General features: G+C 49.5%; 11 protein-coding genes. 3 read left to right on the plus strand and 8 right to left on the minus strand.

Annotated features, from left to right (window positions below; translation table 11 throughout):
• Nucleotides 1-41: 41 nt before the first annotated feature.
• The gene (gene purH / locus J3B89_RS02360) at nt 42-1,628 is read left to right on the plus strand and encodes a bifunctional phosphoribosylaminoimidazolecarboxamide formyltransferase/IMP cyclohydrolase (RefSeq protein WP_215395897.1); all 1,587 of its coding nucleotides are present in this window, start codon (nt 42-44) and stop codon (nt 1,626-1,628) included.
• A 215-nt stretch (nt 1,629-1,843) separates the two neighbouring features.
• Here purH and J3B89_RS02365 read toward each other — a convergent pair whose 3' ends face one another.
• The 4 genes from J3B89_RS02365 to J3B89_RS02380 all read right to left on the minus strand — a co-directional run bounded on the left by J3B89_RS02365 (nt 1,844) and on the right by J3B89_RS02380 (nt 3,525).
• Nucleotides 1,844-2,143, minus strand: a complete 300-nt coding sequence (locus tag J3B89_RS02365) for a HigA family addiction module antitoxin (RefSeq protein ID WP_215395898.1) — start codon at nt 2,141-2,143, stop codon at nt 1,844-1,846.
• Between the two features lie 34 nt (nt 2,144-2,177).
• The gene (locus J3B89_RS02370; RefSeq protein ID WP_215395899.1) at nt 2,178-2,486 is read right to left on the minus strand and encodes a type II toxin-antitoxin system RelE/ParE family toxin; all 309 of its coding nucleotides are present in this window, start codon (nt 2,484-2,486) and stop codon (nt 2,178-2,180) included.
• Between the two features lie 66 nt (nt 2,487-2,552).
• A complete protein-coding gene (locus J3B89_RS02375) occupies nt 2,553-2,960 on the minus strand; it encodes a gamma-glutamylcyclotransferase family protein (RefSeq protein ID WP_215395900.1) in 408 nt (135 codons plus the stop codon).
• Nucleotides 2,961-3,042: 82 nt separating this feature from the next.
• Nucleotides 3,043-3,525 carry a SixA phosphatase family protein gene (locus J3B89_RS02380; protein ID WP_215395901.1) on the minus strand — a complete coding sequence of 161 codons (483 nt, stop codon included), beginning with the start codon at nt 3,523-3,525 and terminating at the stop codon, nt 3,043-3,045.
• A 146-nt stretch (nt 3,526-3,671) separates the two neighbouring features.
• On the opposite strand from J3B89_RS02380, the gene J3B89_RS02385 reads away from it, so the two are divergent.
• A complete protein-coding gene (locus tag J3B89_RS02385) occupies nt 3,672-4,478 on the plus strand; it encodes a sulfite exporter TauE/SafE family protein (RefSeq protein WP_215395902.1) in 807 nt (268 codons plus the stop codon).
• 19 nt (nt 4,479-4,497) lie between these two features.
• Here J3B89_RS02385 and J3B89_RS02390 read toward each other — a convergent pair whose 3' ends face one another.
• From J3B89_RS02390 to J3B89_RS02400, 3 genes are all read right to left on the minus strand, one after another.
• Nucleotides 4,498-5,472, minus strand: coding sequence for a sensor domain-containing diguanylate cyclase (locus J3B89_RS02390; RefSeq protein WP_215395903.1), 975 nt, complete (start codon nt 5,470-5,472; stop codon nt 4,498-4,500).
• A 167-nt stretch (nt 5,473-5,639) separates the two neighbouring features.
• Entirely contained in the window at nt 5,640-6,008 is a 369-nt protein-coding gene (locus J3B89_RS02395; protein ID WP_215395904.1) for a DP-EP family protein, read from the minus strand.
• Nucleotides 6,009-6,031: 23 nt separating this feature from the next.
• Nucleotides 6,032-9,316, minus strand: coding sequence for an nSTAND1 domain-containing NTPase (locus tag J3B89_RS02400; protein WP_251372170.1), 3,285 nt, complete (start codon nt 9,314-9,316; stop codon nt 6,032-6,034).
• A gap of 128 nt (nt 9,317-9,444) precedes the next feature.
• Here J3B89_RS02400 and J3B89_RS02405 point away from each other — a divergent pair, with 128 nt between their 5' ends.
• Entirely contained in the window at nt 9,445-10,188 is a 744-nt protein-coding gene (locus tag J3B89_RS02405) for a ferredoxin--NADP reductase (protein WP_215395905.1), read from the plus strand.
• Between the two features lie 20 nt (nt 10,189-10,208).
• On the opposite strand, the gene J3B89_RS02410 is transcribed toward J3B89_RS02405, so the two are convergent.
• Nucleotides 10,209-11,264, minus strand: coding sequence for an AI-2E family transporter (locus J3B89_RS02410; RefSeq protein ID WP_215395906.1), 1,056 nt, complete (start codon nt 11,262-11,264; stop codon nt 10,209-10,211).
• Nucleotides 11,265-11,444: the final 180 nt, after the last annotated feature.

An 11,444-nucleotide genomic window follows, 5' to 3' on the forward strand; every position in this document is an offset into this window, starting at 1 on the left:
GGTTAAAATCTGATTTCTGCAAGCTACAAGAGAGTCTAAGCATGACGACATTAAGACCCATCCGCCGCGCACTGCTGAGTGTGTCAGACAAAACCGGTATTGTAGAGTTCGCCCGTGCGCTGGCCGCGCAACAGGTAGATATACTGTCAACCGGCGGCACTGCCAAACTGTTGACCGAACAAGGCATTAAGGTTACAGAAGTGTCTGACTACACCGGCCATCCGGAAATTATGGACGGCCGGGTAAAAACCCTGCACCCGAAAATTCACGGTGGTATTTTAGCCCGGCGCGGCGTAGATGAAAGCGTAATGGCAGACAACAATATCGGCCCTATAGACTTAGTGGTAGTAAACCTGTATCCGTTTGCCAGCACCGTAGCCAAGCCAGGCTGTACGCTGGAAGATGCGGTGGAAAATATCGACATCGGCGGCCCGACTATGGTGCGTGCGGCGGCAAAAAACCACAAAGATGTGACCATTGTTGTTAATGCCAAAGACTACGACACCGTACTGGCAGAAATGCAGGCCAACAGCGGCGCAACCACTCACGCCACCCGCTTTAGTCTGGCGATCAGCGCTTTTGAACACACCGCACAGTACGACGGCATGATAGCCAACTATTTTGGCGCCATGTTACCGGCCTATGATACACCGGCAGAGCCGGCAACTAAGTTCCCGCGTACTTTTAACAGCCAGTTCGTGAAGAAACAAGACTTACGCTACGGCGAAAACAGCCACCAGAGCGCGGCCTTTTATGTGCAGGACGGTATTACTGAAGCCTCAGTGTCTACTGCCACACAGCTACAGGGTAAGGCATTGTCATACAACAATATCGCCGATACCGATGCCGCACTGGAATGCGTAAAAGAATTTGCTGAACCGGCCTGCGTTATTGTTAAACACGCTAACCCGTGCGGCGTCGCCATTGGTGATTCGATTCTGGCAGCCTATAACCGTGCCTACCAGACCGATCCAACCTCAGCGTTTGGCGGCATTATCGCCTTTAATCGCGAGTTGGATGAAACCACAGCAAAAGAAATTGTCAGCCGCCAGTTTGTCGAAGTGATTATTGCGCCTTCAGCTACGGCTGCGGCCGTTGCCGTGGTTGGCACTAAGCCGAACGTACGCCTGCTGGTATGTGGTGAATTCAGCGCCGCCGTACCTGCACTGGATATTAAACAGGTAAACGGCGGCATGTTGTTGCAGGATCGCGATCAGGCAAAAATTACTGCGGATGACTTAAAAGTAGTGACCAAGCGCCAGCCTACCGAACAAGAGTTAAAAGACTTACTGTTCTGCTGGAAGGTAGCTAAGTTTGTCAAATCCAATGCGATTGTATACGTAAAAGACAGTATGACCATAGGTGTTGGTGCTGGGCAAATGAGCCGCGTATACAGTGCGAAAATTGCTGGTATTAAGGCTGCAGACGAGAAGCTGGAAGTAAAAGGCTCAGTAATGGCCTCAGACGCCTTCTTCCCGTTCCGCGACGGTATCGACGCTGCAGCCGCAGCTGGCATTACCGCCGTAATTCAGCCAGGTGGCTCAATGCGCGACGCTGAAGTAATCGCCGCCGCAGACGAGCACGGCATGGCAATGGTATTTACCGGCGTAAGACACTTCCGTCATTAAGCCATGTTTTACTTACCCAAAGGCCGCGTTGCGGCCTTTTTTAATTACAATCTCACCCAGCCAATACTCAGCAAATAACGGCTGCCCTGCTCTACTTTGCTTACTGCATGCTCGCACAAGTCCGGGCGGAAAAACTTAATGCGGGAGTTCTGATAAATCGGTGTGGCGCAGATAGATAAAGTCGCCGCCCTTCTCCACCTGTTTTAATACGATATTCAGGCGGCGCTGTTTAATATCAGCTTTTCAACTTTTGGCTGCTCGCCGTGTTCTGCCTGCCAGGCATCATAATTAGCCTGCAGATTAATCCACAACCCGACATTACTGTCTGTCGCCAGCGCGATACGCTGCGCCAAATCAACTGAGCACGGTATATGACCATGGCAAAAATTGCTCATGGTAGTACGGGAAACACCCAATGCTTTGGCAGCTTTGGTTACCGATATAGCATTTTCTTCCAGGATCTGGATACGAAAAATCACCCCCGGATGCGTGGGACAACGCGTCATTTTTTCCATAGTATCCTCCAGATTGTTACCGGCATTAGATGCGCTATTTCTGAGCGCGGATTTGCTTACCGTGATAATCGCGATAATCCAATAACACCGCACCATCGTCTTCCAGTTCAAACGTCACGCGCCAGTTGCCATTAACCTCAATCGAATAAACACCTGCTCCGGAACCTACTTTTTCCGCAAACTTCGCCTGAAACAGTGCGCGCAAATCTCTTGGTTGATGTGATGCAGCGATGGCATCAAGAATTATCGTAAGCTTTACAGCGTGCTTTGGTTGCACACCGCTATGGTCGCCATGCAGAAAAAGTTTCTTCAGGCCTTTGTGCTTAAAGTTCTTTATCGCCATGTTGCTCCCTCACCAATGACAAAAGTGTAAAGCATTACTTTACACTTATCAAATTAAACATGGAATTTACTGCACGATTTTATCAGCCAGAAAATCGCCGTTCTGAATTAACGTCAGCCCGTCAGTGTTGCGGTTATACACATACACCCAGGCCAGAACCCGACCACCATTCTCCGGCATGATACTTTGCAGTTCACGCCGATACTCGTGTGGCGGTGTAAACTGAGGGCTGCATTCTTCGTAATTATCCAAGGCTGCTAGCAGAGGTTCTGGTTGTTGCAGTTGATACAGCTCTCCCACCACCTGATCGGCTGCATTATTCGATGGTACTGCGCCGGGATAATAATCTACCTGATACAACCTGGCCTGATAGCGTGCTTTGCCAATAAAGCGGCTGTGCTGTGCCAGTAGCTGATACATAGGATGATTGGCATTTTGCCGCAGGGTGCCGTAAACAAATAAATAATGCTGCATAACCGTAAGTAGAAGAAATTTTACTTACTTTGCCGCACTGCGTGGCCAATGGCAATACAGCTTTGCCATCACACCTTTGTTATTACATAAAGCGTGCCGGTACTGACCACTGTAATTCAAAGCGGCCACTTTCACTGCAAAAACCAATACAGGTTAATGACGATTTACGGATATTAAGCAATAGCTTGTCGCTACCCAGCAAGCGGCTTATCAGGGCAGAGAAATCTGGCTCATGCCCCACCAGTAAGCTGTGCGCCGGTAGCGTAGTGAGTTGCTCTGTTACATGGCTATAAGCAACGTCGGTTGGCGTTTCCAGCGCCAGCCAGGCTTGCTCACTGGCGGCGGTAAAACCGGCTTCTTTGCAGACAATAGCTGCTGTTTGCATCGCCCTTGGATACGGGCTGCTAAGCACTGTTTCAACCATAATGCTGTGACGCTGCATAAACGCAGCAACGCGGCGTGCCTGTAAACGGCCTTTTTCTATCAGACAGCGGTCTATATCCAGCTGATTAGGCCGGATCACCTCTGCGGTAGCGTGACGTAAAAAATATAAGTATTTATTCATAGCGGGCGCAGTTATAACACGGCTGTAAGGCAAATTTATGACAAAAAGTGTTCTGCAAGCAGGTTTCAGATCAGATAAGATGTTTTTTTGCCGGTTTCCCAAAGTGGGAAACATTCAACGGCTACATTAATAATTGAAGGTTTGGTATGGCTGTAGAGTGGTTATTGGCATTTTTATTATTGGGTAGCTTTGCCGGCTTTATGGCAGGGCTGTTGGGCATAGGTGGTGGTGGTATTATGGTGCCATTGCTTACCAGTCTTTTTCTGGCACAGGGTATAGCAGCAGAACATGTGGTGCATCTGGCGCTGGGTACGTCAATGGCCGCTATTGTTATGACATCTGTCTCCAGCATGCGCGCGCACCATACCAGAGGTGGTGTGCTATGGCCGCTGGTTAAAACCATGGCTCCGGGCGTTATTATTGGTACCTTTCTGGCCACCTTTGTGGCAGCCAAAGTAAACTCGTTGTATCTGGCTATTTTTTTCGCCCTGTTTATGGGTTATGTCGCCATAAATATGTTGCGCAATAAAAAGCCTGCCGGCGGCGAAAAGCATGCTTCCAAAACTGAGCTGATAGCTGCCGGCGCCGGTATTGGTGCGGTATCTGCCATAGTGTCTATTGGCGGGGGATCGTTAACGGTGCCCTACCTTACCTCACGCAGCATTGATATTAAAAAAGCCATTGGCACCTCGGCTGCTGTAGGCTTACCTATTTCAATTGCCGGCACCGCAGGCTACATGCTTAACAGCCAGCCGGGGCTGGAGTTGCCCTATGCTGTCGGCCTGGTGTATTTACCCGGTGTGTTGTTAATGTCGGCTGCCAGTTTTGTCAGTGCACCGCTTGGTGCCAGGCTGGCGCATAAATTACCGGTAGCCACATTAAAACGGGTATTTGGTGTACTACTAATGCTGCTTAGCCTTAAAATGCTCTGGTCGGTAATTGCCAGCTCTTAAGCAAAGCAGTGGCTACTTTTTAGTCACTGCTGTTAATACAATCACGGCCATCGGCCTTGGCACGGTACAACGCCGTATCGGCGGCACACAGCAATGCCATGCTGGTACGGTATTGGCCGTTAATTTCAGTGGCAATACCCTGGCTTACTGACACCGTTAGCGCGGCAGGTAAGCCCGCGTCAGTAAATTGCAGCTGACGCACCGCCTGCTGTACATCGCGGGCAACCTGCAGTGCCATGATTTCGTTGTGATGCGGCAATATCAGTGCAAACTCTTCGCCGCCGTAACGGGCAGCCAGCTTGGCATCCACCGGCATCGCCTGCACTATGGCACCGGCCACTTTACGCAGGCAGGCATCGCCCTGAATATGGCCGTAGCGATCGTTAAAATGTTTAAAAAAGTCGATATCAATAATCACTACACTCAGCGGCCGTCTGGCAGCAGTGCACTGTTGCCACTGCTGTTGTAACTGCTCATCAAAGGCACGGCGGTTAGCCAGGCCGGTTAATGCATCGGTAGAAGCCTGCAGGCGCAGTTTTTCGTATTCAGCTTTGTAGCGCGTAAGGTCGCGCATTACCAGTACTAAGTGCGCCTCTGGTTCAGGCAAAAACGATACCGACAGCTCAATATCTTTTACCTCGCCATCGGCACAGCGCAGCGCCATTTCAGTAGGGCCAGCCTGTAGCGACAATACCCGTTTAGCTACCATTTTTACCAGGCCCTGATACTGCTGCTGGCAGCGGCCCATTAAAAATTCCGGCCATTGCTGGCCAATCAGCGGTTTATCTACACAGTTAAGCAATAACGCCGCCTTGGCATTGGCACACTCAATAACGCCATCCGGGCTAACCACTAACACAGCTTCCGCCAGGTACTGAATAAAACTGCCCACTTCCATTCCCGGCGACAAATCTTTGCAGCCATCATCAGACCATAAGCTGTCATCATTCAGAGCCAAAGGCCGAAGTTCGTTTTTGCGGTTGGAATTAGTCATCAGGTTATCCCGCTACAGTTGGCTTATCTGCAGCAAACTTTAACCTTTAGCTATATAAACAACCTTCTGACAACCTTCTGATTTAATCTATTGATTTTAAAAGACTAAAAAACCCCTTTCGGGGCTTTGACTGATACTAAATTATCTAGATAGCGAAGCTATAAGAATTAATTTGGATCATTCTTAACTTGTGGATCCGGGCTTAACACCAGTAACGTATTTGTGCTGTTGGTTAGCACAAACTGAAATTTAGTCGTACCGGCTGTTTGATCCATATCCAGCATCTGCACATACTGGCCGTCACTGCTAACAGTCACCGCATCAATAATGCCATCAAAAGGTGTTATAAAACCGACACCAGAAAATTTTAAACCTTTACCGGTGTTATCTTTTAGTTGATAGGTAATAGTACTGGCTTCGGTAACGGTGACATCGCCAGTACATGGCTCACCGCCAGGTGTTTGGTAGCTAAATACTGGCTCACCGTTTTCCAGATTTACCACTACTTGAATAATCTCTGAGGCTCTTGTAGACATAACGTAACTCCTTATAGTTGATGTTAAAAATGATAATTGACTATGCCATTTTGTTTGAGCATAGCAATAAGATCAGAGTGTTTTTTTAACTCCCCCTGGCAATCCAGCGCCTTTGCATAGGTAATAAGATACCGTGGTTCTTTATTTTTTCCGGTGATAACAGCTAAACGGTCTTGAGTTTGCTTGCAAAAATTTATAGCCACATCAAATTTATCCGCAGCTATTAAAACCTTAGCTTGCAGCAATTGGCTGTCAGATAAAGCCGCACTATAAATTGGGTTTTGTTTATACTGCTCAGCAAGCTCAGCGAAAGAAACATAAGCTAAATCGGCGTATTTCTTACTTGGCGCAAATTGACTTATCGCCTGTAATTGTTCTGCAGCAGTAAGCCAAAGCCTGGCCATTATATCTTTATGGTTAGTGGCTGAAAGTAGCATTTTTTGTGCATTTAATCTGTCAGTCAATAAGATAAGATTCTGCTCAATCTGCTCTACATCTGAGACTGCGTTTATTCTAAACTGCTGATAATCTACAAAATGTTTATTTCGTTGCCATCTGCTGTTTTGGGGATCTTGTTCTATTGTCTGAGATAGAGCCCTGTGTCCTAGTGTGGACGCTGCTTGAGCCTCTGCTATTTTGCCTTGATAACTCAGTAAGTCTGCGAGTATTTGATAGCTACTTGACAGAATATCGAGCAAGTAAGGTTCTGGCTTTGTTTTAGTATTGGTCAACTCAGCTTGCAATTGCTGATGAATTTCAATAGCCAAATGCATATTACCACCAGCCAACGCTGCACTTGCCAACCAGGAACGGGTGTCAGCAATATCAGCGAGCATCATGCCACTATCAGGTTGTTGTTTCTGCGCTAATACTTTAAGTCGTAATGACTCTTCAAAGTTCTTACGTGCTACATCAAACTGCTGCTGCTTCATCGCCAGTGAGCCTAATGAGTTGGTGGCATAAGACAGCTCCATAATGGCGTCTAAATCGTCTGGTGCTAATTCATACATCCGCTCGCTGTATTGGTAGTACAGCTCAAACTCCGGCTTCGCCGCCTGCCAGTTACTGGCATCATATTGAATTTGCGCCAGCCAGAAAGCATTGGCGCCTAAGGTTTTTAATAACTCTAAATTATCGGGCTGTTCAGCCAACACCGAAAGCAGTTTAACTCTGGCGGCTTGCAGTGCTGCCACGGCTTCATCAATTTTGCCGCGGGAATAGGCTACTTCCCCCATTGCTTCCAGTGTTTGGCCATGTTTAAAGCGGGCTTCGGCAGTTAAATGATCATTGGCGGAAGAAAAATCACTAAAATACTCCAGCGCTTTATTGCTGATACCGTCGAGTAAGTCCATACGGCCTATGCTGCGCAGTTTATCGGCGAACTCCCCCACCATAAAACCCAGCAGGTTTTCCGCTGCCAGCCGTTTTTGCTGGGCCTGCTGCTCGGCTTCAAAACTCTTAATACTCATAATCACAGCGGTAAAGGTTAATACACATAGCAGCGCCACTGTCATTCGCCGGCCCCAGCGCAGCATACGGGCTTTTTTAGCTGATGCCTGAATAAAGCCGCTTTCTTCTGCATCGAGCTGAAATAAACGGTTGTTTGCCAGCAGCAGAGCTTCTTGCAGCGGTTTACCTTCTGCCAGCAAATAAGCACTGTTTTTACCCTCAGCCTGCCAGCGGTTGGTTAAGTGATGCAAACGGCTTTTAACGCTTAAACTGTCGTGGTGCTCAGTGATCCAGGCCGTTGCCCTTGGCCAGCGCCGCAGCAGCGCTTCGTGCGCTATGCTAAAACAAGGTTCGCCATTTTGCAGGTGTGACACAAACAAACGGTGTTCTACCATGGTTTTTACCAGCATACGCTCGTCGTCGGTTTGCAGTTGCTGCACACGCCCACTGCGGCTGGTAATGGTTTGCTCGTCTTCCCGCAGGGTAACCAGCAACGACAACACCCGCGGTAAGCTGGCTTTTTGCGCGGTTGTCAGTTGCTTAATCGCCTGCTCGGCATTTTTACCAATGGCGCCTTCAATACCGCCAAGCGCTTTATACACCGACACCAGCAAGCGGTTATCTTTGCTGCGCTGCAAATACAGTTCCTGCAGGGTGTACTGCAGCATTGGCAGTGCATCCGGGTTACTGGCTGCTTCGCTGCACAACATTTCGTCCAGTGGTGTAGCGGTGTCAGGATCGGTGTCCCAGCTTAAATTTGCCGCCAGCGCCGGTAAACGGATCATCTGCAGCAGCTCAGCGCGGCCCGGCGGGGCTAAGTCGAAATGTGCGCCCCGGCCTTTACCTGCCATCAGGCTGGGGTAAGCCACCAGTGAGGGGTAAAACTCATTACGGCAGGCGCTTAATACCAGCACTGCACCGGAGTTAGCAAAGAGTTCGAGCAAATCGACAAAGGTTTTACGCTCATCGGCACTAAACAGCGGGGATGACAGCAGCACTTCCAGCCGGTCAACAAACAACGCGAAACGCTGGCGGTTCTGGCTTTGCTGTGTAAGCGCAGTATGGCATTGCTGCAATACCTGCTGCGGGCTATGTAACAACCGCTGTGCCAGGCTGTCTGCACTTTCACCGTCAAATACCGGTACACCGGCCAACTCCCAGTCAAGTAATGCACTGGCCAGGCTGCTGAATAGCTGCTGGCTCGCAACGTCGGCCAAATCCAGGCTGCTGCTATCCATAACCTGTATACCGTTGTAGCCGCCACTTTGCATCAGGTTAGGCATAACACCGGCATTAATTAACGACGACTTACCACTGCCACTTGGGCCAAGCAGTAAACAGAAAGCGCGGCCATACTGTACCTGCTGTGCTATACGCTGTAATAAGGTGTCAATTTGTACACCGCGGCCAAAAAACACTTTGGCATAGCGGGCATCGTAGGCCTGTAACCCCGGAAACGGTGAGCCACCCTGCCAGCTTTGCGGTTGGGCGCTTTGTTCCTGCCCCAGTGGAAAACGCACCTCAGCCAGCGTACGGTAACCGCGCTTGCGAATGGTTTCGATATAGCTGGAGCTGGTTGCCGTATCGCCCAGTGCCCGGCGCAGCTGGTTAATGGTTTTATGCAGCGGGTTATCGCCGGTGTCGGTATCGGGCCAGCACTGGCTGACAATATCATCACTGCTCAGTACTTCACCGCTGTGCTGACATAACAATACCAGCACATCCATGGCTTTGGGTTCAAGCTGCTGCAGCAACTTACCGCGCCGTAGTGTATTGGCGGCTGGCTCAACCTGCCAGTCGCCGAAGAAAAAGGTGCCGCCCATAGTCACTGCTGTGCTGTTAAACATAGGCCATAACATAGCATGCAGTGCAGCATTAGTTTAGCGGTTTTGCATACACTGCAGCACACTGACAAACAAAAAAGTTATTTGAGTAACCCTCTGTTGTTAGCTAGGCTAAAGCAGGACGCAGTTAAAGGAAACTAAAGATGGCACAATGGCTTAACGGCACGGTAACGGCGAATCATCACTGGCACGCCAACCTGTTCAGCATTAAAGTGCAAACGCCGCCGTTTGACTTCATTGCCGGCCAGTTTGTCCGGCTGGCTATTGATACCCCCGATGGCCGGGTGCAGCGTGCTTACTCGCTGGTTAATAGCCCTGGCAACAGCGAGGCCGAGTTTTTAGTCAGCACCGTGGCAGACGGCTTGCTGTCGCCATTGCTACAGCAACTGAAAATGGGTGACAAGCTGGATGTCAGCCAGCCTGCCTCAGGCTTTTTTATTCTGGATGAAGTGCCGGATGGCGATAATTTATGGTTAATATCAAGCGGCACCGGCATAGGTCCGTATTTATCGATGCTGGGTACTCATACATTGTGGCAGCGTTTTAAGCATATTGTGCTGGTGCATACTGTGCGCACCATCGCTGATTTAGCCTATCGTGGCTATATTCAGCACTGGCAACATCAGTACCCAAACCAATTGCATTATCAACCTGTGGTAACGCGCGAGACAATGCCGGGCGCGTTAGATAAACGCCTGCCACAGCTAATACAAACAGGTGAACTACAGCGCTCATGCAAGCAAGTTCTGGATCAGCGCTCACAGGTTATGCTATGTGGCAACCCGCAAATGATTACTGACACTAAAGACCTGCTACAAAGCATGGGCCTGAAGAAAAACCTGCGCCGCGATCCGGGTAATATTACCGTTGAGCAATACTGGAAGTAGCCGCTGCCGGGTTTGCATAGTTAGTCTGGGTATTTATCAATTAACCATTCGCGCCATATGGCTACCAACAACGCCATCAGCACCGGGCCAACAAACAACCCCACCAGCCCCATCGTTTTTACCCCGCCAATCAGGCCAAAAAACGTGGGTAAAAACGGCAGCTTAATTGGCCCGCCCACTAAAGTGGGCCGGATGGTTTTATCCACAATAAACAGCTCTATACTACCCCATAAAAATAAGCCCACACCGGCTGTCATTTCACCGGTGCCTACCAGATACAACGATAACAGTGTGAAGGCCAGCGGCGCGCCGCCGGGGATCAGCGCCATGAATGCCGTTAACAGGCCAAAAGCCACCGGTGAGGGCACGCCCGCTATCCAGTATGCCACGCCAAGTATCACCCCTTCGCCAATGGCTATCACTGTCATGCCAATAACGGTAGAGCTGATGGTAGCGGGTACCACCCGGGAGAAACGCTGCCAGCGGCTGGGTAAAATGCGCTCGCCAACCAAATCCAGTTGCGATGATAAGCTGTCGCCGTCTTTGTATAAAAAGAACAAGGTGATCAGCATAAACAGCAAAGTAAGCAGAAAACCAACAGTATTCCAGCCAAACATCAGTACCCACCGCGAAATACCACTGAGGTGCTGGCCGCTTACCACGCTGATAATATGCCCCAGCTCACCGGGTTGTGATAAATATAGCTGCCACTGTTCGGCCAGCCAGTTGCCTGCCAGTGGCAGCTCGGCAATCCACAGCGGCACCGGTGCACCAAACTGGTTAGCGTGTAATAACCAGCTGATCCAGGTGCGTATCTCTTCCATTGCATAAGAAAACACCAACGCCAGCGGGATCACCAGGCCAAGAATAATGGCGCAAATGGCGATAGTGGCAGCCAGGGCCGGCCTGTTGCCACACCAATGCAGCAAACGGCTATATAAAGGCCAGCTGGCAAAGCAGATAATCAGTGCTGCCAATACCGGTACCAGAAACCCAATAAAGAAAAACACCCCGGCGCAGAGGATCAGAATTAACAGGGTACGGCTAATTGCCACATTGCTGAATATTTGTGCCATTCAGGCAAACTCCGTCATTAAACCGACCAAAAAATACCAGCCATGCTACCATCCGTCAGGTTGACCCGCCAGATAGCTGTTAATATAATCGCTGCGGCATGACTAATAAAAACAATAACTTTATGCAATTTATCCTGACAACACCCGGTTAAATAACAACACCTTCGCCTGCTATCTTCC

The organism is Rheinheimera oceanensis (assembly GCF_018831085.1).
Classification (GTDB): domain Bacteria; phylum Pseudomonadota; class Gammaproteobacteria; order Enterobacterales; family Alteromonadaceae; genus Alishewanella; species Alishewanella oceanensis.